The 23,214-nt window shown below is 72.9% G+C and carries 19 protein-coding genes and 1 riboswitch; of the genes, 12 read left to right on the top strand and 7 right to left on the bottom strand.

Features of this window, described 5'->3' with window-relative positions:
* Nucleotides 1-357: 357 nt before the first annotated feature.
* A complete protein-coding gene (locus tag ACFVQZ_RS09545) occupies nucleotides 358-2,226 on the bottom strand; it encodes an ABC transporter ATP-binding protein (protein ID WP_383620831.1) in 1,869 nt (622 codons plus the stop codon).
* On the bottom strand, nucleotides 2,223-4,013 hold the full coding sequence (locus ACFVQZ_RS09550) for an ABC transporter ATP-binding protein (RefSeq protein ID WP_051787376.1): 1,791 nt from the start codon (nucleotides 4,011-4,013) through the stop codon (nucleotides 2,223-2,225). The genes ACFVQZ_RS09545 and ACFVQZ_RS09550 overlap by 4 nt, the downstream gene beginning before the upstream one ends.
* Before the next feature lie 101 nt (nucleotides 4,014-4,114).
* Here ACFVQZ_RS09550 and ACFVQZ_RS09555 point away from each other — a divergent pair, with 101 nt between their 5' ends.
* Nucleotides 4,115-5,359 carry a hypothetical protein gene (locus ACFVQZ_RS09555; protein WP_383620833.1) on the top strand — a complete coding sequence of 415 codons (1,245 nt, stop codon included), beginning with the start codon at nucleotides 4,115-4,117 and terminating at the stop codon, nucleotides 5,357-5,359.
* A 24-nt stretch (nucleotides 5,360-5,383) separates the two neighbouring features.
* On the opposite strand, the gene glgX is transcribed toward ACFVQZ_RS09555, so the two are convergent.
* A complete protein-coding gene (glgX, locus tag ACFVQZ_RS09560; protein WP_383620835.1) occupies nucleotides 5,384-7,585 on the bottom strand; it encodes a glycogen debranching protein GlgX in 2,202 nt (733 codons plus the stop codon).
* 189 nt (nucleotides 7,586-7,774) lie between these two features.
* On the opposite strand from glgX, the gene ACFVQZ_RS09565 reads away from it, so the two are divergent.
* From ACFVQZ_RS09565 to ACFVQZ_RS09595, 7 genes are all read left to right on the top strand, one after another.
* On the top strand, nucleotides 7,775-8,992 hold the full coding sequence (locus ACFVQZ_RS09565; protein ID WP_030492535.1) for a L,D-transpeptidase: 1,218 nt from the start codon (nucleotides 7,775-7,777) through the stop codon (nucleotides 8,990-8,992).
* 192 nt (nucleotides 8,993-9,184) lie between these two features.
* Nucleotides 9,185-10,432, top strand: coding sequence for an Ig-like domain-containing protein (locus ACFVQZ_RS09570; RefSeq protein ID WP_383620837.1), 1,248 nt, complete (start codon nucleotides 9,185-9,187; stop codon nucleotides 10,430-10,432).
* 87 nt (nucleotides 10,433-10,519) lie between these two features.
* The gene (locus ACFVQZ_RS09575) at nucleotides 10,520-11,287 is read left to right on the top strand and encodes an enoyl-CoA hydratase/isomerase family protein (protein ID WP_383620839.1); all 768 of its coding nucleotides are present in this window, start codon (nucleotides 10,520-10,522) and stop codon (nucleotides 11,285-11,287) included.
* Between the two features lie 126 nt (nucleotides 11,288-11,413).
* On the top strand, nucleotides 11,414-11,914 hold the full coding sequence (locus ACFVQZ_RS09580; protein WP_030492532.1) for an ATP-binding protein: 501 nt from the start codon (nucleotides 11,414-11,416) through the stop codon (nucleotides 11,912-11,914).
* Between the two features lie 429 nt (nucleotides 11,915-12,343).
* Nucleotides 12,344-12,559, top strand: a complete 216-nt coding sequence (locus ACFVQZ_RS09585; RefSeq protein ID WP_015036303.1) for an EF-hand domain-containing protein — start codon at nucleotides 12,344-12,346, stop codon at nucleotides 12,557-12,559.
* An 85-nt stretch (nucleotides 12,560-12,644) separates the two neighbouring features.
* Complete coding sequence (locus ACFVQZ_RS09590) at nucleotides 12,645-13,562, top strand: CopD family protein (protein WP_383620841.1); 918 nt, start codon at nucleotides 12,645-12,647, stop codon at nucleotides 13,560-13,562.
* A 172-nt stretch (nucleotides 13,563-13,734) separates the two neighbouring features.
* On the top strand, nucleotides 13,735-13,974 hold the full coding sequence (locus tag ACFVQZ_RS09595; protein ID WP_030492530.1) for a hypothetical protein: 240 nt from the start codon (nucleotides 13,735-13,737) through the stop codon (nucleotides 13,972-13,974).
* Between the two features lie 74 nt (nucleotides 13,975-14,048).
* Here ACFVQZ_RS09595 and ACFVQZ_RS09600 read toward each other — a convergent pair whose 3' ends face one another.
* From ACFVQZ_RS09600 to gcvT, 4 genes are all read right to left on the bottom strand, one after another.
* A complete protein-coding gene (locus tag ACFVQZ_RS09600) occupies nucleotides 14,049-15,419 on the bottom strand; it encodes an L-serine ammonia-lyase (protein ID WP_383620843.1) in 1,371 nt (456 codons plus the stop codon).
* Between the two features lie 163 nt (nucleotides 15,420-15,582).
* Nucleotides 15,583-16,851 carry a serine hydroxymethyltransferase gene (glyA, locus tag ACFVQZ_RS09605; protein WP_030492527.1) on the bottom strand — a complete coding sequence of 423 codons (1,269 nt, stop codon included), beginning with the start codon at nucleotides 16,849-16,851 and terminating at the stop codon, nucleotides 15,583-15,585.
* A gap of 24 nt (nucleotides 16,852-16,875) precedes the next feature.
* Nucleotides 16,876-17,259, bottom strand: a complete 384-nt coding sequence (gene gcvH, locus ACFVQZ_RS09610; RefSeq protein WP_030492526.1) for a glycine cleavage system protein GcvH — start codon at nucleotides 17,257-17,259, stop codon at nucleotides 16,876-16,878.
* A 77-nt stretch (nucleotides 17,260-17,336) separates the two neighbouring features.
* Nucleotides 17,337-18,452, bottom strand: coding sequence for a glycine cleavage system aminomethyltransferase GcvT (gcvT, locus tag ACFVQZ_RS09615; RefSeq protein WP_030492525.1), 1,116 nt, complete (start codon nucleotides 18,450-18,452; stop codon nucleotides 17,337-17,339).
* Nucleotides 18,453-18,604: 152 nt separating this feature from the next.
* Nucleotides 18,605-18,706, bottom strand: a riboswitch (glycine riboswitch).
* Between the two features lie 171 nt (nucleotides 18,707-18,877).
* On the opposite strand from gcvT, the gene ACFVQZ_RS09620 reads away from it, so the two are divergent.
* The 4 genes from ACFVQZ_RS09620 (at nucleotide 18,878) to ACFVQZ_RS09635 (ending at nucleotide 23,171) form a co-directional block, all read left to right on the top strand.
* The gene (locus ACFVQZ_RS09620) at nucleotides 18,878-19,534 is read left to right on the top strand and encodes an AAA family ATPase (RefSeq protein WP_030492524.1); all 657 of its coding nucleotides are present in this window, start codon (nucleotides 18,878-18,880) and stop codon (nucleotides 19,532-19,534) included.
* A 107-nt stretch (nucleotides 19,535-19,641) separates the two neighbouring features.
* A complete protein-coding gene (locus tag ACFVQZ_RS09625) occupies nucleotides 19,642-20,382 on the top strand; it encodes an enhanced serine sensitivity protein SseB (protein ID WP_030492523.1) in 741 nt (246 codons plus the stop codon).
* A gap of 97 nt (nucleotides 20,383-20,479) precedes the next feature.
* A complete protein-coding gene (locus tag ACFVQZ_RS09630) occupies nucleotides 20,480-21,274 on the top strand; it encodes an enhanced serine sensitivity protein SseB C-terminal domain-containing protein (RefSeq protein WP_030492522.1) in 795 nt (264 codons plus the stop codon).
* 226 nt (nucleotides 21,275-21,500) lie between these two features.
* Complete coding sequence (locus tag ACFVQZ_RS09635) at nucleotides 21,501-23,171, top strand: ABC transporter substrate-binding protein (protein WP_030492521.1); 1,671 nt, start codon at nucleotides 21,501-21,503, stop codon at nucleotides 23,169-23,171.
* Nucleotides 23,172-23,214 lie beyond the last annotated feature (43 nt).

The following is a 23,214-nucleotide window of genomic DNA, read 5'->3' on the forward strand; positions in this document are numbered from 1 at the left end:
CGGGCCGCTGGGTGGGCGGCCGGGCGGAGCAAGCAGAGCGGTGGCGCACGATCGGGTGATGCGGCGAACGCGGTTGCGAGGAACCGGGGGAGAGACTGGCAGCTACCGCCGGTATCTGTCAGGACCGCGTCAACAAGTTGGCCGGAAGTCGTCCGCTGCGCGCACGGTCAGGTTCGTTAACCGGACGTTTCACCGATCTTGGGCCGGCCGCCCCACCCCGTTCGGCATGCGGAAACGCCGCGCGGCCCGCCCGGCACCGCCGCACCGGACCGCCCACCGTCCCGCCCTTCGGACGCGGACCCTCTCCCTCGGGCCGTTGGCCGAAAACCCCCGTCCTGAACCATCCCTTCCGGTACGTCAGCCCGCCAGGGAGTCGCGCCAGGCGCGGTGGAGGCCCGCGTAGCGGCCCTCGCCGCCGACCAGGTCGGCCGGGGCGCCGTCCTCGACGATCCGGCCCGCCTCCATCACCAGGACCCGGTCCGCGACCTCGACCGTGGACAGGCGGTGCGCGATGACCAGCGCCGTACGGCCCGCCAGGACCGTGTCCATCGCGTGCTGCACCGCCCGCTCGCCCGGTACGTCCAGCGAGCTCGTCGCCTCGTCCAGGATCAGCACCGCCGGGTCCGCGAGCAGCGCCCGCGCGAAGGCGACCAGCTGGCGCTGACCGGCCGAGATCCGGCCGCCCCGCTTCCGTACGTCCGTGTCGTAGCCGTCCGGCAGCCCGGCGACGAACTCGTGCGCGCCGATCGCCTTCGCCGCCTGCTCGATCTCCTCCCGGGTGGCGTCCGGCCGCCCGATCGCGATGTTCTCCGCGATCGTCCCGGAGAACAGGAACGCCTCCTGCGTCACCATCACCACCCCGCGCCGCAGCTCTGGCGTGGCCAGATCGCGCAGGTCCACGCCGTCCAGCAGCACCCGGCCGTCCGTCGGGTCGTAGAAACGGGCCAGCAGCTTCGCCAGCGTCGACTTGCCCGCGCCGGTCGCGCCGACCACCGCCACCGTCTGCCCCGCCGGGATCCGCAGGGAGAAGCGGGGCAGCACCTCGCCGCCCGTCCGGTACGCGAACCGCACCCCGTCGAAGACCACCTCGCGGCCCGGCGCCGACCCCGCCCGCTCCGGCAGCTCCCGCGGCGCCGCCGCCTCCGGCACCCCCGGCTCCTGCGCCAGCAGCCCCGCGATCTTCGCCAGCGACGCCGCCGCCGACTCGTACGAGTTGAGGAACATCCCGAGCCGGTCGATCGGGTCGTACAGCCGCCGCACGTACAGCACCGCCGCCGCGAGCACGCCCAGCTCCAGCGAACCGTCCGCGACCCGGTAGGCACCCCACAGGCACATCCCGGCCACCGCCGTGTTCGCCACCAGCCGCGAGCCCACCACGTAACGGGCCATCTCCAGCAGCGCGTCGCCGTTGCTCCGCTCGTGCCGGCGGTTGAGCCCCGCGAACTCCGCGTCGTTGACCCGCTCCCGGCGGAAGGCCCGCACCGGCCGGATCCCGTTCATCGTCTCCGCGAACTTCACGATCACCCCGGCGATCGCCGTCGACCGCTCCGCGAACACCGCGCCCGCCCGCCGCCGGTAGCTCCGCACCAGCAGGTACAGCGGCCCGAACGAGGCCACCGCCACCGCGCCGATCCCCAGGTCCAGCCAGAGCAGCACCAGCGCGATCGACACGAACGACAGCACCACCCCGATCAGCTCCTGCAGCCCCTCCGACAGCAGCTCCCGCAGCGACTCCACGTCCGTCGTCGACCGCGAGATCAGCCGCCCCGAGGTGTACCGCTCGTGGAAGTCCACGCTCAGCACCTGCGCGTGCCGGAAGATCCGCCCCCGCAGGTCCAGCAGCACGTCCTGGTTGATCCGCGCCGCGCCCCGCACGAACGCGTACTGGAGCGCGCCCGCGCCCACCGCGCACAGCAGGTAGCCGACCGCCACCGCGAGCAGCGGCCCGTGGTCCCCGGCCCGGAAGGCCGGCACGCCGCGGTCGATCGCGTACGCCACCAGCAGCGGGCCCGCCTGGACCGCCGCCTCCTTCACCAGCAGCACCAGCGCCGCCACCGCCACCCGGATCCGGTGCGCGGCCAGCAGCGAACGCAGCAGCGCGCCGGTCGCGCCGCGCGGCGCCGGCAGGTCGTCCCGGTCGAACGGGTCACCGGCGGCGGCCGGCTCCTCGCGTCCCGCCGGCCCGTCCCGCTCCTCCTCCGGCTGTACGAGCGTGGTGTCCGTCATCGCTCCCCGTCCTTCTCGCCCGACATCAGCCACGCGTACTCGGCGCTGCTCCGCAGCAGCTCCTGATGGGTGCCGACCGCCGCGATCCGGCCACCGGACAGCAGCGCCACCCGGTCGGCCAGCATCACCGTCGACGGCCGGTGCGCCACGACCAGCGCCGTCGTCTCCTTCAGCACCTCGCGCAGGGCCGCCTCCACCCGCGCCTCGGTGTGCACGTCCAGCGCCGACAGCGGGTCGTCGAGCACCAGGAAGCGCGGCCGGCCGACCACCGCCCGGGCCAGCGCGAGCCGCTGCCGCTGACCGCCCGACAGGCTCAGCCCCTGCTCGCCGACCCGGGTCGCGGCCCCCTCCGGAAGCCGCCCGACGAAACCGTCCGCCTGCGCGATCGCCAGCGCCCGCTCCAGCTCCGGCGCCCCGGCCGCCGCGTCCGCGCCCATCAGCACGTTCTCGCCGACGCTCGCCGAGAACAGCGTCGGCTCCTCGAAGGCCACCGACACCAGCGACCGCAGCCGCTCCCGCTCCATCAGCGCGACGTCCTCGCCGTCCAGCAGGATCCGCCCCCCGGTCGCCTCGTGCAGCCGCGGCACCAGCGCGGTCAGCGTCGTCTTTCCGGAACCGGTCGCGCCGACCAGCGCCAGCGTCTCGCCCGGCCGCACGTGCAGGTCGATGCCGTCGAGCACGGGCGGCGCGCCGTCCGGCGCGTCCGGGAAGCGGAACGACACGCCCTCGAAGCGCAGCCCGTCGGCGGCCCCCGGCACCGCCGCCGGGCCGGGCGCGTCCCGCTCCTCCTCGGCGTCCATCACCTCGAAGTACCGTTCCGTCGCCGTCACCGCCTCCTGGCTCATCGCCAGCAGGAAGCCGATCGACTCCACCGGCCAGCGCAGCGCCAGCGCCGTCGACAGGAACGCCACCAGGGTGCCCGCCGACAGCCCGCCGTCCGCGACCCGCACCGAACCCAGCACCAGCGCGGCGCCGATCGCCAGCTCCGGCAGGACCGTGATCAGCGCCCAGATCGTGGCCAGCAGCCGCGCCTTGGACAGCTCCGTGGAGCGCAGCAGTTCCGCGAGCCGGCGGAAGGCGTCCGCCTGGCTGCGGTGCCGGCCGAAGCCCTTGACGATCCGGATGCCGAGGACGCTCTCCTCCACCACGGTCGTCAGATCGCCCACCTGGTCCTGCGCCCGCCGCGCCACCACCCCGTACCGCCGCTCGAAGTACGAGCACAGCACCACCACCGGCACCACCGGCGTCAGCAGCACCAGCCCGAGCGGCCAGTCCTGGGCCAGCAGCAGGACACAACCCGCCACGATCGTCACCGCGTTCACGATCAGGAACGTCAGCGGGAAGGCCAGGAACATCCGCAGGATCATCAGGTCCGTGGTGCCGCGCGACAGCAGCTGCCCGGACGCCCACCGGTCGTGGAAGGCGATCGGCAGCCGCTGCAGCCGCCCGTACAGGTCCCGCCGCATCCGCGCCTCCACCGAGGACAGCGGACGCGCCACCAGCCACCGCCGCAGCCCGAACAGCCCGGCCTCGGCGACCCCGAGCAGCAGCAGGTACAGCGCCCCCAGCCACACCCCGCCCGGATCCCGCGCCGCGACCGGCCCGTCCACCAGCCACTTGAGCACCAGCGGGATGACGAGCGACAGACAGGAGGCGACGACCGCGACGAACGCGGCGGTGAAGAACCGCCCGCGCACGGGCCGCAGATACGGCCACAGCCGCAGCAGCACCCGCACGGCCGAACGGCGACCGGGCACGGACTCAGGGGTGGCGGTGTTCTCGGGCATCAGCCCCGACCCTACGGTTCACCCCTGACACCCCTCATCCGATTTTCGGCCACGCCCGTAGGATCCCTGGCCAGTACAGGCACCAGGGGTGGGAGACACACATGAGGACCCGGCACAGACTCCGCGCGGCGGTCGTCGCGCTGCCACTGCTCGCCGTCGCCGTCGCCGGCTGCGGGAGCGGCGCGGGGGAGACGGGGGGCTCCGGGGGAGAGGGCGCGAGCGCCTCCCCGACGCGGCCGTCCGTCCTCGAACGGCCCGTCCGGAAGCAGCCCGCCGCCGCGGGCGAGGTGCTCGCGGACAGCGGCACGGCCCGCTTCACCGCCACCGTCACCTACGTCACCTCCGGCGGAAGCGCCGTGGAACGGACGACCGGCGTCCTCGACTGGGCTAAGGGCGCCGCCCGTGCGGAACGGACCCGTCAGGTGCCGTCCGGCTTTCCGGCCGCGGTCGCGGACGTCCTCGGACTCACGCCCGGCCGGAGCGACCGGCGCGCGTACGCCGTCGAGGGGAACGAGGTCGCCTACCGTCCAGCGGACGGGGTCTGGCTCCGGTACGCCGCCTCCGACCCCAAGAAGTTCGCCGAACGGGCCGATGGCGTCCTCGGACTGGCGGGCGGCGCCGCCCCGTGGGGACGCACCCTCGCCGAGACGCTGAAGGTCTCCACCGCCCTCGACCACGAGGTACGGCCCGACGGTGGACACCGCTACCGGACGCAGGTCGACGGGCTGACGGCGCAGAGCGCGCTGCCCGCCGCCGTCGCCGCGCGGCTGGACGGGGCCGGCTCCGCGCAGACCGTCGTCGTCGACCTCGACCGGGAGGGCCGGCTCGTGCGCGCCGAGGCCGACTTCGGCCCGCTGGTGAAGGAGCTGCACCGGGCGGGGACGCTGCGCGGGCTGACCGGCCTCCGGGTCGACCTCGCCCTCACCGGGCACGGCGGGCCGGTCGCCGCGCTCGTCCCCGCGACCGAGCGGTCGGCTGCCGCCCGGACGGTGCTCACGCCGTTCGACGAGGTCGAGCCGGGGGCGTGCGCGTCCGGGGACACCGGCCTGGACACCCCCGACCTCGTCCGCGTCGTCCCCTGCGGGCGCGGCGCCGACCTGAGGGTCGTCGGGCAGCACCGGATCGACGAGCCCATCGAGGACGAGGACCGCGAGGCGCGGGCGGGGCGGCTCGCGGACGAGCGCTGCGGCGAGGACTTCCGCGCGGCGCCGGCCGCCTGGACGGCGGACGCGCGGCCCGCGGGCACGTACCGGGTCGCGGGCGACGAGCGGTTCGCCTTCCCGTTCAGCGGGAGCGACGGCACCCTCGTCGAGGGCGACGTCACCTGCTACGTCAGCCTCCGCTGAACCCTCCGCCGCCCGCCCGGTCCCTCACCCCACCACCCGCAGCAGCACCACCGACCGCGCCCCCACCTCCAGGACCGAGCCGCCCGGGTGGAGGGTGGCCGGGGGGGTGGTCTGGTCGTCGAGGGACGTGTCGAGGACGCGTTCGTAGGTCTGGGCCCAGGGCGGGCCCGGGAGGCGGAAGTCCAGGGGGCGGTGGCCCGCGTGGAGGACGGCGAGGAAGCTGTCGTCCAGGATCTGCTCACCGCGCTCGTCCCGGCCCGGTATGTCGCGGCCGGAGAGGTAGAGCGCGAGCGTGGCCGACGGGGCGTACCAGTCCTGCTCGGTCATCTCGGTGCCGGACGGGCCGAACCACGCCAGGTCCCGCAGCCCGTCCGCGCCCTGCGGGCGGCCCGAGAAGAAGGCGCGGCGGCGCAGCACCGGGTGGCGGTGGCGCAGCGCGAGGAGCCGCCGGGTGAGGGCGAGGAGCTGGGCGCGGCCGGGGTCGTCCGGCAGCGACCAGTCCAGCCAGCTGGTCTCGTTGTCCTGGCAGTACGCGTTGTTGTTGCCGCCCTGCGTGCGGCCCATCTCGTCCCCGGCGACGAGCATCGGGACCCCGGTGGAGAGCAGCAGCGTGGTGAGCAGGTTGCGGAGCTGGCGCAGCCGGAGCGCGTTCACCTCCGGGTCGTCGGTCTCGCCCTCCGCGCCGCAGTTCCAGGAGCGGTTGTCGTGGGTGCCGTCCCGGTTGCCCTCGCCGTTGGCCTCGTTGTGCTTGCGCTCGTACGTGACGAGGTCGCGGAGGGTGAAGCCGTCGTGGGCGGTGACGAAGTTGACGGAGGCGTACGGGCGCCGGCCGCCCCAGGCGTACAGGTCGCTGGAGCCGGAGAGCCGGTAGCCGAGGTCGCGCACGTCCGGCAGGGCGCCGCGCCAGAAGTCCCGTACGGCGTCCCGGTAGCGGTCGTTCCATTCGGTCCACAGCGGCGGGAAGGCGCCCACCTGGTAGCCGCCGTTGCCGACGTCCCACGGTTCGGCGATGAGCTTCACCCGGCGCAGCACGGGGTCCTGGGCGATGACGGCCAGGAACGGGGAGAGCATGTCGACGTCGTGCATGGAGCGGGCGAGCGCCGCCGCCAGGTCGAAGCGGAAGCCGTCGACGCCCATCTCGGTGACCCAGTAGCGCAGCGAGTCGGTGATGAGCCGCAGCACCTGCGGCTGGACGACGTGCAGGGTGTTGCCGCAGCCGGTGTAGTCGGCGTACCGGCGGGCGTCGGACTGGAGGCGGTAGTAGCCGCGGTTGTCGATGCCCTTCAGGGAGAGCGTGGGGCCCAGTTCGCCGGCCTCCGCGGTGTGGTTGTAGACCACGTCGAGGATGACCTCGATGCCGGCCGCGTGCAGCGCCCGCACCATCCGCTTGAACTCGCCGACCTGCTGCCCTGTGGTGCCGGACGACGAGTAGCCGGCGTGCGGGGCGAAGTAGCCGATCGAGTTGTAGCCCCAGTAGTTGGTGAGGCCGCGCCGCAGCAGGTGGTCCTCGTGGGCGAACTGGTGGACCGGCAGCAGTTCGACCGCCGTCACCCCGAGCTGCACCAGGTGGTCGACCGCGGCCGGGTGAGCGAGCCCCGCGTAGGTGCCCCGGAGACGTTCGGGGATGCCGGGGTGCCGGGCGGTGAAGCCCTTCACGTGCAGCTCGTAGATGACGGAGTCCTGCCACGGCGTCTTGGGCCTGCGGTCGTCGGACCAGTCGTCGTCGTCCCGCACGACGACGCCCTTGGGGACGTACGGGGCGGAGTCCCGCTCGTCGCGGACGGTGTCGGCGACGTGCTGCTGCGGCCAGTCCCGGACGTGCCCGTACACCTCCGGCGGCAGCCGGAAGTCGCCGTCGACGGCCCGCGCGTACGGGTCGAGGAGCAGCTTCGCCGGGTTCCAGCGGGCGCCGGTCCACGGGTCCCAGCGGCCGTGCACCCGGTAGCCGTACCGCTGCCCGGGGCCGACGCCCGGCACGAAGCCGTGCCAGATCTCATGGGTGAGCTCGGTCAGCGGCAGCCGGGTCTCGGTGCCGTCCGGCGCGAAGAGGCAGAGCTCGACGGCCTCCGCCCCGGCCGCCCAGAGGGCGAAGTTGGTGCCCCGGGTCCCGTCGGGGCCGGTCCGGCACCGCGCCCCGAGAGGCGTGGGCGCCCCCGGCCACACCGGGGGCGCGGGCCGTCCCGGGGCCCGCTCCGGTACCGCCTGCTGTTCGGCTGCGCTCGACACCGCCCTGGCCTCCCGCGGCTCCGGCGGGCCCGCGTGCCGGGGCGGAGGCGTCCCGGCCCCGGCCCCCGCGCGTCCTCCCGCACCCTCGTGTACTCCCGGTCGTACTCCCCTGTTCTTCCCGCGCCGGGGTCCCCCCAACATGGCCCGCATGGACGTTTCCCCTGGAGGGGGGTCGTCGTTGGGCCACGCGTGACACGTGTATGGGTACGGGCCGGACAACTCCTCGCGGTGGCGGGGCTCCTCGTGGGTCTCGCCGGCTGCACCGGATCGGACCGGGAAGGAGGCGTCGGCCTGGGCCTTCCCGGCAAGGCGAGGGCCCCCGGGGACGTGATCCGGGTCAGCCCGGAGGACGGCAGCCGCGGGGTGCCCGCGGACGGTCCGCTGGAGGTACGGGTGGACAGCGGGCGGCTCGAACGGGTGACCGTGACCCAGGTGGCGGACGGGCGCCGCTCCGCCGTCCCGGGTGCCGTCTCCGCCGACGGGCTGCGCTGGCGGCCGGCCGGCGGCACCCGGCTGGCGCTGGCCGCGAAGTACAGCGTGGACGCGGTCGCGCTGGACGCGCACGGGCGCCGCTCGGCCCGGCACACCACCTTCACCACGGTGGTGCCGGAGAGCCGGTTCATCGGCTACTTCACGCCGGAGAACCGTTCCACTGTCGGCGCCGGGATGATCGTCTCCTTCGGCTTCAGCCGCCCCGTCGAGAACCGGGCCGCGGTCGAGCGGGCCATCCGGGTCACCGCCGACCCGCCGGTCGAGATCTCCGGCCACTGGTTCGGCAAGGAGCGGCTGGACTTCCGGCCCGCCGCGTACTGGGCGCCCGGCACGAAAGTGACGGTCGAGCTGGCGCTCCGGGACGTCGAGGGCGCCCCCGGCGTCTACGGCATCCAGCGCAAGACGGTCGGCTTCACCGTCGGCCGCTCCCAGGTCTCCCTGGTCGACGCCGCCGCCCACACCATGGAGGTGCGGCGGGACGGGCGGCTGCTCGCCACCCTGCCGATCACCGCGGGCGCGCCGAAGACCACCACGTACAACGGCAAGATGGTGGTGACCGAGCTGTACGACGTGACCCGGATGAACGGCGCCACGGTCGGCTTCGGCGGCGAGTACGACATCAAGGACGTGCCGCACGCCATGCGGCTCACCGAGTCGGGCACCTTCATCCACGGCAACTACTGGGCCGACCCCGCGACCTTCGGCTCGGCCAACGTCAGCCACGGCTGCGTGGGGCTGCGGGACGTGAAGGGCGGCGGCTCCGACACCCCGGCCGGCTGGTTCTTCGACCGCAGCCTGATCGGCGACGTCGTCGAGGTGGTCAACTCGAAGGACCGGAAGGTCGCCCCGGACAACGGCCTCGGCGGCTGGAACCTGGACTGGGCGGCCTGGAAGGCCGGTTCGGCGCTCCGCTGACCCGCCCCGGCACGAGGGCCGGACGCGCGCCGCTCCCCGCGCGCCTCCGGCCCGTCCCGACTGGGACTGAACGGTGACATTCACGTGGAACTTTCGTGTCTTCCGGTGTGATTATCTAGCGCCGTGCGCGGGACGTGCGCACGGGGGTGGGGCCCGGCCGGCGGCCGGGTCGTGCGAGGGGAGAAGACCATAGTGAACGGGCAGCCGATATCGGGGACGTCGGCGCGGCGGCGGGGGCTGCGCCTCGGCGCCCTGGCCACGGGGACGCTGCTCCTCGTCCTGACCGCCTGTGGCGGCGAGGAGCCGTCGAAGACGGCCGACGGGGCCGGGGCCAAGGGCTCCGGCCAGGGGACCGCGGCCCCCGACAACGCCGCCTCGCAGGCGGTCGTGACCATCCTGCCCAAGGACGGCGCCGACGCGGTCGCCACCAGCGGGTCCCTCAAGGTGACCGCCGAGCAGGGCACCCTGACCACGGTGACGGTCACCGACACCGAGGGCGGCGACCCGGTCGAGGGGAAGATCTCGGCGGACGGCGCGAGCTGGGAGCCGCTGACCCACCTGTCCGCCGGCACCCAGTACAAGGTCCACGCCGTCGCGAAGGACGCCGAGGGCCGGGAGTCCGCCAAGGACACCACCTTCAGCACCCTGGTCCCGAAGAACACCTTCATCGGCCACTACACGCCCGAGGCGAACACGACCGTCGGCGTCGGCATGCCGGTCTCCATCAACTTCACCCGGGGCATCACCGACCCCGAGGCCGTGGAGAAGGCCATCAAGGTGACGGCCGTGCCGGCCGTCGACATCCAGGGCCACTGGTTCGGCAACGACCGCCTCGACTTCCGCCCGAAGGAGTACTGGAAGGCCGGGACGAAGGTCACCGTCGAGCTCAACCTGGACGGCGTCGAGGGCCGCCCGGGCGTCTACGGCAAGCAGAAGAAGTCGTACTCCTTCACCATCGGCCGCCGCCAGGTGTCCACGGTCGACGCGAGCGCCAAGACCATGAAGGTCGAGCGCGACGGGAAGATCGTCAAGACGCTGCCGATCACCGCCGGCGCCCCGTCCACGACCACGTACAACGGCCAGATGGTCATCAGCGAGAAGTACAAGGTGACCCGCATGAACGGGGCCACCGTCGGCTTCGGCGGCGAGTACGACATCAAGGACGTGCCGCACGCCATGCGCCTGTCGACCTCCGGCACCTTCGTGCACGGCAACTACTGGGCCCCGAAGTCCACCTTCGGCTCGCAGAACGTCAGCCACGGCTGCGTCGGCCTCTCCGACACCCGGGGCGCGGGCGACAGCTCCACCCCCGCCGCCTGGTTCTACGACAGCTCGCTCATCGGCGACGTCGTCGTCGTGAAGAACTCCAAGGACAAGCAGATCAAGCCGGACAACGGCCTGAACGGCTGGAACATGAGCTGGGAGGAGTGGATCGCCTGATCCGCGCCGTCCGGCCGGGCCCGGTGCCGCCGCTCTGTGAGCAACGGCACCGGGCCCGCTTCCGTTAACGGCCACTAACCTCTTCCCATGACTGTGAACCTCGAAGTCGCCGACGGCGTCGGCACGATCCGCCTCGACCGCCCGCCGATGAACGCCCTGGACATCGCCACCCAGGACCGGCTGCGCGAGCTGGCCCAGGAGGCCACCGACCGCGACGACGTGCGGGCCGTCGTCCTCTACGGCGGCGAGAAGGTCTTCGCGGCCGGCGCGGACATCAAGGAGATGCAGGTCATGGACCACGTGGCCATGGTCGAGCGGTCCCGCGCCCTGCAGGACTCCTTCACCGCCGTCGCCCGCATCCCCAAGCCGGTCGTCGCCGCCGTCACCGGGTACGCGCTCGGCGGCGGCTGCGAGCTCGCCCTCTGCGCCGACTACCGGATCGCCGCCGACAACGCGAAGCTCGGCCAGCCCGAGATCCTGCTCGGCCTGATCCCCGGCGCCGGCGGCACCCAGCGCCTCTCCCGCCTGATCGGCCCGTCCCGCGCCAAGGACCTCATCTTCACCGGCCGGATGGTGAAGGCCGACGAGGCGCTGACCCTCGGCCTGGTCGACCGGGTCGTCCCGGCCGCCGAGGTGTACGCGCAGGCGCACGCCTGGGCGGCGAAGCTCGCCCAGGGCCCGGCGGTGGCGCTGCGCGCCGCCAAGGAGGCGGTCGACCAGGGCCTGGAGACCGACATCGACACCGGCCTCGCCCTCGAACGCACTTGGTTCTCCGCGCTGTTCGCCACCGCCGACCGCGAGACCGGCATGCGCAGCTTTGTCGAGGAGGGCCCGGGCAAGGCGAAGTTCGCCTGACGTCCGCCCGTACGTCCGCCTGACGGCCCGTCGTCCGACGGCCCGTCACGGCGACGCGCCGCCCCGCGGGGGCCATTCCACCGGAACGGCCCCCGCGGGGCGTCCCGGGCGGTCATGATGGGGGGCATGGCGGGCCTGGAGAGCAGGGAGCAACCGCGGCAGGGCGGTGTGCCCGCCGCACGGTGGACTCCGACCCTGGAGGACGAAGAGGCCCTCGCGGCGATGCGGGAGTGGGGCAATCCGGCGGACGCCGACGTCCGGCTTCCGTCGCGGCCCGAGTCCGCCAGGACCGCCCGGCGGCTCACCCAGTACGTGGTGCTCCGCCAGTGGGGCCTGGGCGCGACCCTCGCCGAGCACGCGGTCCTGCTCGTCTCCGAGCTGGTGGGGAACGCGGTCCGGCACACCGGCGCCCGGGTCTTCGCGCTGCGCGTCCAGCGGCGGCCGGGGCGGATCCGGATCGAGGTCCGGGACCCCTCGCGCGGGCTGCCCTGCCTGATGCCGGTGGCCGAGCTGGACGTCAGCGGCCGGGGTCTCTTCCTCGTCGACAAGCTCTCCGACCGGTGGGGCGTGGACCTCGGGCCGCGCGGAAAGACGACCTGGTTCGAGATGCGGGTCACCGACCGCTGACCACCGGCCCGCTTTCGCGCGCGGAACGGCCCCGGACGCACGGAAGCCCCCGTGCGCCGTGGTGGGGCTGCTGGGGGCTTCCGTGTGAAGCGCCGTGGACGGGGGGGTGTATCCACGGCCGCTGAGTCGACCTGGCCCGGGTCAATGGGGGTCGTGACACCGACTATGACAGACGGCGGGCCACACCGCCAAACGCCCATATCGCACATAGACGTGGCAAATGCGGACACTTCAACGATGAATCGTTGGTGACGTGAAGCACCCGCCTTGCAAACTATGAATGACTATGCGCTTCATCGTTTGTTTCCCTCGATCATCCACATGGTGGACACCCGGCGCGGGGCGGAGCTCGTACCGCTCTCGGCGGACCCCGCCCGGCCCGCTAATCTGACCCCCGTCAAGAACAGCACCGAGAAGGGGCGGACAGCAGTGGCGGACATCGAGTCGGCACGCACGGCATTCAACCGATACGACGTGGACGGGGACGGCTTCATCACCGCCGCGGAGTACAAGAGCGTCATGGCCCAGCTGGGTGACTTCAACGTCACCGAGACGGTCGCCGAGGCCCTCATCAAGCAGCGCGACGACAACGGCGACGGCCGCCTGTCGTGGGACGAGTTCTGGTCCCACCTCAGCAAGGCGTGACCCGGGGCTGACCTGGCACGGGACCGGGACCGGGCGGCGTTCACCCTGAGTTGCCGCCCGTCCCGGGCTCGGTGACGATCGTCCGGTGACGCTTCCCGGACCTCTCGGCACCCCCCGCCGCCGAGGCGCCGCGGTGCTCCCCGCCGCCGCCGTCCTCGGCGTTCTCGCCGTCGCCCTGCTGGGCGCCGGACTCGCCCGCGCGGGCACCGGCGAACTCCGCATACCCGCGGCCGGCATCACCACCCTCCTGCGGATCCTGCTCCTGGCCGGCCTCGCCCTCGCCGCCGGCGAACTCGCCGGCACCCGGCTCGCCGGCGACGGCCCGCTGCCGCGCCCCTGGGCCGCCCCCGGCGCCCTGCTCGCCGCCGCGGCCTCCGCCGGCCTCCTGCTCCTCCTCGCCGCCGTCAGCGGACTGAGCCTCCCCGTCGTCTACGGGCTCCGCGAGGGCCGGCTGCTGCTCGTCACCGCCAACGCCTGCCTGCTCGCCGCGCTCTGCGCCGCCTCCCGGCGCCCCGCCCTGGCCGCCCTCCCGCTCGCCGCCGCGATCGCCGCCGAGGCGCTGCGCGCCCACCCCGAGACCGCCGGCTTCGGCACCGGCACCGCCCTCACCGTCGTCCACCTCACCGCCGCCTCGCTGTGGACCGGCACCCTGCTGTACGTCCTCCGGGTGGTGCGGCTGCGCGGCGGCGGGCGCGCGGTGCTGCTCCGGTACGCCAGGCTCGCCGCCTTCCTGTACGCCGCCCTGGCCGCGACCGGCACCGTCTCCACCCTGCGCCGGCTGCCGCTGGACGCCGTCCTCACCACCGCGTACGGCAGGGTCCTGCTGCTGAAGCTCGCCCTCTTCGGCGCCGCCAGCCTGCTCGCCCTGGCCGCCCGCTCCCGGCTGCTGTCGGGCACCGACGCGCGCCCCCCGGCCCGGGTCGAGCTGAGCGTGCTCGCCGTGATCGTGGCGCTCTCCGCCCTCCTCACGGTGGTGCCGGACCCGCACTGGATCCGCTTATGACCGCTCGGATCCGGCCGTCCACCCGGCATCCGGCCATCCATCCGAGGATTGGCCTAGACCTATTGCCCGCGACGGGGGCGGCCGATACGTTTCGTCCCGGCTGCGCAGCCGGCACGAAACGCACGGCACCATCCCGCACCACATCGCATCGTTCATTTCAGGAGGACATGCCATGTACCGTCGCGTCGCCGCCGCCCTCGCCACCGCGGCCACCGCTGGAGCCCTCGCGCTCGGCACCGCCGGCACCGCCGAGGCCGCCGCCCCCGGCTTCTACGCCCGCAGCCACCACGCCTCGTACGCCGAGTGCCAGGCCGCCGGCCAGGCCGGCGAGTGGATGTGGGGCAAGATCTACTTCTGCGAGCCCTTCCACCCCAGCCGCCCGGACGTCTACGTCCTCTGGGTCCGCTACTGACCCGAACGCACCACGGCCGGCCCCGCGGGGGGCGGGACCGGCCGTCAGTCACGCACGCGCGCGCGTGCGAGCGCTCAGCACTCGATGATGTTCACCGCGAGGCCGCCGCGGGCGGTCTCCTTGTACTTGACGCTCATGTCGGCGCCGGTCTCCTTCATGGTCTTGATGACCTTGTCGAGGGAGACCAGGTGGCTGCCGTCGCCGCGCATCGACATCTTCGCCGCCGTCACGGCCTTCACCGCCGCCATGCCGTTGCGCTCGATGCACGGGATCTGGACCAGGCCGCCGACCGGGTCGCAGGTCAGGCCCAGGTTGTGCTCCATGCCGATCTCGGCCGCGTTCTCCACCTGCTCGGGGGAGCCGCCCAGGACCTCGGCGAGCGCGCCCGCCGCCATCGAGCAGGCCGAGCCGACCTCGCCCTGGCAGCCGACCTCGGCGCCGGAGATCGACGCGTTCTCCTTGAAGAGCATGCCGACCGCGCCGGCGGCGAGCAGGAAGCGGACGATGCCGTCCTCGTCGGCGCCCGGGACGAAGTTCATGTAGTAGTGCAGGACGGCGGGGATGATGCCGGCCGCGCCGTTCGTCGGGGCGGTGACCACCCGGCCGCCCGCCGCGTTCTCCTCGTTCACGGCCATCGCGTAGAGCGTGATCCACTCCATGGCGTGCGCCGCCGGGTCGCCCTCGGAGCGCAGCTTGCGGGCGGAGGTCGCGGCACGGCGGCGGACCTTCAGGCCGCCCGGCAGGATGCCCTCGCGGGACATGCCGCGCGAGACGCACGCCTGCATGACCCGCCAGATCTCCAGCAGGCCCGCGCGGATCTCCTCCTCGGTGCGCCACGCCTTCTCGTTCTCCAGCATCAGCGAGGAGATCGACAGGCCGGTCTCCCGGGTGAGGCGGAGCAGCTCGTCACCGGTGCGGAAGGGGTACTTCAGGACGGTGTCGTCCGGGACGATCGGGTTCTCGCCCGCCACGGCGTCCTCGTCGACGACGAAGCCGCCGCCGACGGAGTAGTACGTCTTCTCCAGCACGAGGCCGCCCTCGGCGTCGTACGCGGAGACCGTCATGCCGTTGGCGTGGTACGGCAGCGCCTTGCGGCGGTGCAGGATCAGGTCGTCGTCGAAGGAGAACGGGATCTCGTGCGTCCCCAGCAGGCTGATCCGGCCGCCCGACTTGATCCGCTCGACCTCGTCGTCGGCCGTCTCCACGTCCACCGTGCGCGGCGACTTCCCCTCCAGGCCCAGCAGGACCGCCTTCGGGGTGCCGTGGCCGTGGCCGGTCGCGCCCAGCGAGCCGTACAGCTCGGCCCGGACCGAGGCGACCCGGTCGAGCAGCCCCTCGTTCCGCAGCCGGCGGGCGAACATCCGGGCCGCGCGCATCGGGCCCACCGTGTGGGAGCTCGACGGGCCGATGCCGATCGAGAACAGGTCGAAGACCGAGATGGCCACGGGGGGACTCCTTGTGGGGCTAGACGCCGTTGTCTGCCGGGGTGGTGCAGAGACAAGAGCAGGAAGCGGGGTGGGGGGAGGGGGCAAAGCGGCGGGGCACCGCGCCGCACTGTCCAGTGTGCGCGGTGCCCCGGAAGCTTCGTACGAACAAAAGCGTACGAAATTACTTCAGGCCGGGGTACAGCGGGTGCTTGTCGGCCAGCGCGGTCACGCGGGCCTTCAGCGCCGCGGCCTTGTCCGCGTCGAAGCCCGGCTTGAGCGTCTCGGCGATGATGTCGGCGACCTCGGTGAAGTCCTCGGCCCGGAAGCCGCGGGTGGCGAGGGCCGGCGTGCCGATGCGCAGGCCGGAGGTGACCATCGGCGGGCGCGGGTCGTTCGGGACGGCGTTCCGGTTGACCGTGATGCCGACCTCGTGGAGCCGGTCCTCGGCCTGCTGGCCGTCGAGCTCCGAGTTCCGCAGGTCCACCAGGACCAGGTGCACGTCGGTGCCGCCGGAGAGGACCGAGACGCCGTGCGCGGTGACGTCGTCCTGGACCAGGCGCTCGGCCAGGATCCGGGCGCCGTCCAGGGTGCGCTGCTGGCGCTCCTTGAACTCCTCCGAGGCCGCGACCTTGAAGGAGACCGCCTTGGCCGCGATCACGTGCTCCAGCGGGCCGCCCTGGAAGCCGGGGAAGACCGAGGAGTTCAGTTTCTTCGCGAACTCCTTCTTCGCCAGGATGATGCCGCCGCGCGGGCCGCCGAGCGTCTTGTGCGTGGTGGAGGTCACCACGTCGGCGTACTCGACCGGGTTCGGGTGCAGACCGGCCGCGACCAGACCCGCGAAGTGGGCCATGTCGACCCACAGGTACGCCTCGACCTCGTCGGCGATCCGGCGGAACTCCGCGAAGTCCAGCTGGCGCGGGTACGCCGACCAGCCGGCGATGATCACCTTCGGGCGGTGCTCCTTCGCCAGGCGCTCGACCTCGGCCATGTCGACCAGGCCGGCCTCGTCCACGTGGTACGCGACCACGTTGAACTGCTTGCCGGAGAAGTTCAGGCGCATGCCGTGGGTGAGGTGGCCGCCGTGCGCCAGGTCCAGACCCAGGATCGTGTCGCCCGGCTGGGCGATCGCGAAGAGCGCGGCCTGGTTGGCGGAGGCGCCGGAGTGCGGCTGCACGTTGGCGTACTCGGCGCCGAACAGGTCCTTGATCCGGTCGATCGCGATCTGCTCGGCCACGTCGACGTGCTCGCAGCCGCCGTAGTAGCGGCGGCCCGGGTAGCCCTCGGCGTACTTGTTGGTGAGGACGGAGCCCTGGGCCTCCATGACCGCGACCGGAGCGAAGTTCTCCGAGGCGATCATCTCGAGGGTGGACTGCTGGCGGTGGAGCTCGGCGTCGACGGCGGCGGCGACGTCCGGGTCCAGCTCGTGGAGGGGAGTGTTCAGAAGCGACATGAAGCGATCCCTAGGGGGTCTCGGTCAGCCTGCGGTGAAGGCGGTGTACTCGTCGGCGGAGAGCAGGGCCTCGGCCTGGCTCTCGTCCGACAGGCGCACCTTGAACAGCCAGCCGCCCTCGAACGGGGCGGTGTTCACCAGCGCCGGGTCGTCCACGACGTCCTGGTTGGCCTCGACGACCTCACCGGACACAGGGGCGTACAGCTCGCTGACGGACTTGGTCGACTCCAGCTCGCCGCAGGACTCGCCCTCGGTCACGGTGTCGCCGACCGCGGGAAGCTGGACGTAGACGATGTCACCGAGGGCGTTGGCCGCGTGCTCGGTGATGCCGACCGTGGCGACGCCGTCCTCGACGGCCGACAGCCACTCGTGCTCCTTGCTGTAGCGAAGCTGCTGGGGGTTGCTCATGGCCTGATTCTCCTGGATCGGGGGAGTGCGGATGTACGGGGGTCTTGCGGGGTGAGACGTTTCGCGAGACGAACGCGTCACTTCTGGCGCTTGTAGAACGGCAGCGCGACGACCTTGTACGGCTCGTGGGTGCCGCGGATGTCCACGCCCACGCCCTCGGTGCCGGGCGCCGCGTGCGCCGCGTCGACGTACGCCATCGCGATCGGCGCGCCGAGCGTGGGGGAGGGGGCGCCGGAGGTGATCTCGCCGACGACCTCGCCGCCCGCGACGACCTGCATGCCGGCGCGCGGGACGCGGCGGCCCTCGGCGACCAGGCCGACCAGCTTGCGCGGCGGGGCGGTCTCGGCGCGCTCGGCGGCGGCCTCCAGCGCCTTGCGGCCGACGAAGTCGCCCGGCTTCTCGAACTTCACGACCCGGCCGAGACCGGCGTCGAAGGGGGTGAGGGAGGTGGTCAGCTCGTGCCCGTACAGCGGCATGCCCGCCTCCAGGCGCAGCGTGTCGCGGCAGGACAGGCCGCACGGGATCAGGCCGGCGCCCGCGCCCGCCTCCGTCAGGGCCTTCCAGACGCCCTCGGCGTGCTCCGGCTTCAGGAACAGCTCGAAGCCGTCCTCGCCGGTGTAGCCGGTGCGGGCGATCAGCGCCGGGACGCCGGCGACGGTGCCGGGGAGGCCCGCGTAGTACTTGAGGCCGTCCAGGTCGGCGTCGGTGAGCTGCTTCAGGATGCCGGGGGACTCCGGGCCCTGGACGGCGATCAGGGCGTACGCGTCGCGGTCGTCGCGGACCTCGGCGTCGAAGCCGGCCGCGCGCTCGGTCAGGGCGTCCAGGACGACCTGGGCATTGGAGGCGTTGGCGACGACCATGTATTCCGTCTCGCCGAGGCGGTAGACGATCAGGTCGTCGAGGATGCCGCCGTCCTCCCGGCAGATCATCGTGTAGCGGGCGCGGCCGTTGCCCACCGTGGAGATGTTGCCGACCAGGGCGTAGTCGAGCAGGTCGACGGCCTGCGGGCCGGTGACGGTGATCTCGCCCATGTGGGAGAGGTCGAAGAGACCGGCCTTGGTGCGGACGGCGTTGTGCTCGTCGCGCTCGCTGCCGTACCGCAGCGGCATGTCCCAGCCGGCGAAGTCGGTCATGGTCGCGCCCAGGGAACGATGCACGGCATCGAGGGCGGTCAGACGGGGGGTGGTGCTCATGATGGACGTGGCTCCCGGGTCCCGAAGGCGGAAAACATGACAGGCAAGGACGTTCCTCCCCATCTGTCATGGAACCTGAGAGGTTCACCGGGGGCATCCCCGGCTTGCACCTTGGGTGGGGACACGACGGGCGTCCCGCTTTTCAGATCTGCCTCATCCACGCGGTACGGGGCCTGAGAGATTCAAGGGAGGGACTTGCTCCTTCGGCGCCCGGACGGCCCAGGGCCGGTCCGGAACTCTCCCGCGCGGATTCGAGCGGCCGGTATGCGGTTGTACGGCGCTGCGCGCGCCTGGCGCGCACATCATCGCACGCGGTGTCCGCGCCGCAAATCGCTTGTCTCGGATTACCGATTCTTTACACTTCGTGGGCAAGGGTCTCTGAGGTCGCCCGGTCCGTCTCCCGGGGCCCGACAGGGGGAACAGCGATGAGGATCCAGCACTCAGGCGTCGTCGCCGGCGACGCCATACCGGCCCAGCGGGCCCGCGCCCGGACCGCCCGCGGGCGCGTCGTGCGGGACCTGCGCGACCGCGGCGGGCGCGTCCCGCGCGCCCTGACCTTCGCCGCCGGCGACGTCGTCGTCGTCTCCGGGCTGCCCGGCAGCGGCAAGTCCACCCTGCTGCGGCGCACCGCCCAGGGCCGCGGCATCGACTCGCAGGACACCCGCGAGCGCTGGGAGGCCCGGATGCCCCGCCTGCTGCCGTACGCGCTCTACCGCCCGCTGGTCCGAATCGCGCACTACGCCGGGCTGCACCGGGCCCTGCGCTCCGGCGCCGGGGTCGTCGTGCACGACTGCGGCACCCAGTCCTGGGTGCGCGGCTGGCTCGCCCGCGCCGCCGCCCGCCGCGGCCGCGCCCTCCACATGGTCCTCCTCGACGTCGACCCGGACACCGCCCGGGACGGGCAGCGCGAGCGGGGCCGCGGGGTGTCCGCGTACGCCTTCGCCCGGCACCGCAGGGCCGTCGGCCGGCTCGTCGCCGCCGTCGAGGCGGGCCGGCCGCCGCGCGGCTGCGCCTCCGCCACCCTCCTCGACCGGGACGCGGCGACCGCGCTGCGCCGCATCGGCTTCCGCGAGCCGGGCTGACCGCCGGCTGCCCGGAGGCGGGTTCTGGTCACAGCCGGGGCGGGGCGGCGTTAGGGTGCTGCGGGACGGCCGGGACCAGGGCCGTACGAGAAGGGGACGGAACCGCCGTGGACGTGACGTGGCCGGGCAACGAGCTGGAGGAGGCGCTGGCCGCCGCGCTCGGGGAGCCCGCGGCCGGAGGCCGGCTCATCGAGGTGCTCGGCCGCAGCCAGGTCTGGGTCCCGCTGCCCAACGGCGGCGGCCCCGACAGCGCCGACCTGGACCTCGCCACTCTGGAGATCGGCGGCGGCGCGTACGTGCCGGTCTACAGCTCGCAGGAGCAGTTCCTCGCCTGCGTCGGCCCGCACATGTCCTTCGCCGTCGCCCCCGCCCGTGACTTCGCCCGCGGTCTGCCCCCGCAGCTCGGCATCGCCGTCAACCCCGGCGGCACCGTCGGCGTCCCGCTGCCGCCGCCCGCCGTCGCCGAGCTGTGCCGGGTCGGCCGCACCGCCCTCGACGGTCCCGCGACCGGCGGCCGGGTCCGGCTCTTCGAGCCCGACTGGCAGGACGACCCGGTCGACTTCCTCGCCGCCGCTGCCGCCGAGTTCGAGGCCACCGGCGTCGTCGCCACCGCCCGCCGCACCCTCGCCAGCGTCGAGGGCACCGAACCGGCCCTCTTCGTCGGCGTCCAGCTCACCGGCTGGGACGGCGTGGACCGCAACGCGCCGCTGGACGCCCTCGGCCGCGCCCTCGGCCGCGTCGAGGTCGCCTGGCCGGTCAACCTCATCCTCCTCGACATGGCCCAGGACCCGGTCGCCGACTGGATGCTGGAACGGGTGCGCCCCTTCTACCAGCGCACCGCCGGCTGACCCCGGCGCTGTCTAAGCTGGACCGACCGAGACCGATCCACCGAACCGAGCCGTGACCGAGCCGTACGACACCGAGGACAGAGGGGCGGGACCCAGGGTGAGCGCGTCAGGGGGCGCCACGACCGGACAGGTCGAGCACATGCTGCGCCAGGTGGCGCCCGGACGCTACGACGCGTACGAGGGGCTGCTGCACGCCCTGGCCGACGGCGAGCTGTACATGCTGCTCTGGCAGGGCGCCCCGGGGTCGCCGGAGGCCCAGTACGGCAACATGGAGGTCGACGGCCACGGCTACGCGCCCTGCGTCACCTCGCCCGGCGAACTGGCCGCCTCCGGCTGGCAGCGCGCCCACGAGCGCACCACCGGCCGGGAGATCGCCCGCGCCCTCTACCCGGAGCGCTGGGGCGTCTGGCTCAACCCGCACGCGCCCGGCGGCGGCGTCGGCATCCCGTGGGCCGATCTGCGCCGGATCGCCACCGGCCTCGACCGGATGCCCGCCGGACCGCTCCGGGTCTCCGAACCGGCCCTGGAGATCCCGCAGTTCTACGCCCAGCTCACCCAGAACGCGCACCGGACGCCGGCCGTCCGCTCGCTCCGCCGCGGCTGGGTGCAGCCCGCGCTGGGGACTCCGTACCTGGTCATCGGCCTGGACCTGTACGACGGTTCGGCCGCGACCGTCGACGAGGTGCGGGCGATGATGCGCCAGTCGATCAACGCCGTGCCCGAGGGGCTGCCGGTCTCGACGGTCGCGCTCTCCGACGCGTACGACCCGGTGGCGCTCTGGCTGCGGGCCCACGCGCGGCCCTTCTACGACCGCGAGGCGCACGGCACCCCGTCCCAGCATGCGGGAGCACACCGTCCGGGATACGGCTACCCGCCCGCGCGGCGCGGCTGACGCCCGCTTCGTCCCCGTCACCCCGCTCTGGCCGAAATCCCTTGCCAGAGCGGGGTTTTGCGTCCGCTTGCGGACGCTCCGGGCGCCGATGTCCGGCAACCGCCCGATTTGGTGACTGTCCGGGTCTCAGGTTGGTATCACCGCTATGCGGACTGTTCTCTGCGCCGTCACTCGCCAGTAGCGTTCGGCCGGTCAAGACCACACATGGCGACCCAGGGGTGGACCCATGCGCATACTCAATTCCCGGTCGACCCGGGCTCTGACGGCGGCCATCACGGTCGGCCTCATCGCCACGGGCTGCGCGAGCGACCGGGACAAGGACGAGAACAAGTCCGGAGCCAAGGACACCTTCGTGTTCGGCGCCCCGGGCGACCCGGCCTCCCTCGACCCGGCCCTCGCGAGCGACGGCGAGACCTTCCGGGTCACCCGCCAGGCGTTCGAGGCGCTCCTGGAGCACGAGCCCGGCGGCAGCAAGCTCGTCGGCGGGCTCGCCGAGAAGTGGTCGAGCAACCCCGAGGGCACCGTCTGGACCTTCAACCTCCGCCAGGGCGTGAAGTTCCACGACGGCGAGACCTTCGACGCGAAGGCGGTCTGCGCCAACTACGACTACTGGTTCAACTGGAAGGGCACCTACCAGTCGAGCGCGGTCTCGTACTACTGGCAGACCATCATGGGCGGCTTCAAGGCCAACGAGGACAAGGAGACGCCCAAGGCGAACTACAAGTCCTGCACGGCCAAGGACGCCTCCACCGCCGTCATCGAGGTCCACGAGCCCTCCGCCAACCTCCCCGGCGGCTTCTCCCTGAACGCCCTCGCGATCCACTCGCCCAAGGCGCTCCAGGAGTACGCGAAGCAGCAGGTCACCGAGGCCGGCGACGCCATCACCTACCCCAAGTACAGCCAGGAGGCCGGCACGGTCGCCGGCACCGGCCCGTACAAGATCACGAAGTGGAACAAGGGCAACAAGGAAGTCGCCCTGGAGCGCTTCGACGACTACTGGGGCGAGAAGGCCAAGGTGAAGAACCTGGTCTTCCGCACGATCGACACCGAGGAGGGCCGCCGCCAGGCGCTCCAGGCCGGTGACATCGACGGCTACGACCTCGTCGCGCCCGCCGACATCAAGACCCTCGAGGGCGCCGGCTTCAAGGTCCCGACCCGCGACGTCTTCAACCTGCTCTACCTCGGCATGACGCAGGAGGCCAACCCGGCCCTGAAGAAGCCCGAGGTCCGCCAGGCCATCGCGCACGCCGTCGACCGCGAGAACATCGTCAAGACCCAGCTGCCCGAGGGCGGCAAGGTCGCGACCCAGTTCATGCCCGACACCGTCGCCGGCTACTCGGACAAGGTGAAGCAGTACCCGTTCGACACCGCCAAGGCGAAGACGCTGCTCGCCGGCGCCGGCGCGAGCGGCCTGTCGGTCGACTTCTGCTACCCGACCGAGGTCACCCGCCCGTACATGCCCGCCCCGCAGGACATCTTCGAGCTGGTCAAGGCCGACCTGGAGAAGGCCGGCATCAAGGTCAACCCCAAGCCGAAGAAGTGGAACCCGGACTACGTCGACGCGGTGGAGAAGGGCGGCTGCGCCCTCCACATGCTCGGCTGGACCGGTGACTTCAACGACGGCTACAACTTCATCGGCACCTGGTTCGCCGGGTACGACAAGCAGTGGGGCTTCAAGAACGACAAGGTCTTCAACGCGGTGAAGGCCGGCTCGCTCCAGGGCGACCCGACCAAGCGCACGGACCTCTACAAGGCCGCCAACGAGGCCATCATGGAGTACCTGCCGGGCCTCCCGCTGACGTCCTCCCCGCCGGCCATCGCGTTCGGCAAGAACGTCAACCCGCCGAAGGTCTCCCCGCTGACGCAGGAGAACTTCGCCGAGGTCTCCTTCAAGTAACACACCCGTAAGCGGTCCGCCCGGTCACGCGCTCCTCCCGTGG

The organism is Streptomyces sp. NPDC057854 (assembly GCF_042797055.1).
Classification (GTDB): domain Bacteria; phylum Actinomycetota; class Actinomycetes; order Streptomycetales; family Streptomycetaceae; genus Streptomyces.

What these genes read in the sequence shown, in the direction of transcription:
- ACFVQZ_RS09545 (WP_383620831.1), bottom strand. Translation starts at nt 2,226, where the DNA reads ATGACGGACACCACGCTCGTACAGCCGGAGGAGGAGCGGGACGGGCCG.
- ACFVQZ_RS09550 (WP_051787376.1), bottom strand. Translation starts at nt 4,013, where the DNA reads ATGCCCGAGAACACCGCCACCCCTGAGTCCGTGCCCGGTCGCCGTTCG.
- ACFVQZ_RS09555 (WP_383620833.1), top strand. Translation starts at nt 4,115, where the DNA reads ATGAGGACCCGGCACAGACTCCGCGCGGCGGTCGTCGCGCTGCCACTG.
- ACFVQZ_RS09575 (WP_383620839.1), top strand. Translation starts at nt 10,520, where the DNA reads ATGACTGTGAACCTCGAAGTCGCCGACGGCGTCGGCACGATCCGCCTC.
- ACFVQZ_RS09580 (WP_030492532.1), top strand. Translation starts at nt 11,414, where the DNA reads ATGGCGGGCCTGGAGAGCAGGGAGCAACCGCGGCAGGGCGGTGTGCCC.
- ACFVQZ_RS09595 (WP_030492530.1), top strand. Translation starts at nt 13,735, where the DNA reads ATGTACCGTCGCGTCGCCGCCGCCCTCGCCACCGCGGCCACCGCTGGA.
- glyA (WP_030492527.1), bottom strand. Translation starts at nt 16,851, where the DNA reads ATGTCGCTTCTGAACACTCCCCTCCACGAGCTGGACCCGGACGTCGCC.
- gcvH (WP_030492526.1), bottom strand. Translation starts at nt 17,259, where the DNA reads ATGAGCAACCCCCAGCAGCTTCGCTACAGCAAGGAGCACGAGTGGCTG.
- gcvT (WP_030492525.1), bottom strand. Translation starts at nt 18,452, where the DNA reads ATGAGCACCACCCCCCGTCTGACCGCCCTCGATGCCGTGCATCGTTCC.
- ACFVQZ_RS09620 (WP_030492524.1), top strand. Translation starts at nt 18,878, where the DNA reads ATGAGGATCCAGCACTCAGGCGTCGTCGCCGGCGACGCCATACCGGCC.
- ACFVQZ_RS09635 (WP_030492521.1), top strand. Translation starts at nt 21,501, where the DNA reads ATGCGCATACTCAATTCCCGGTCGACCCGGGCTCTGACGGCGGCCATC.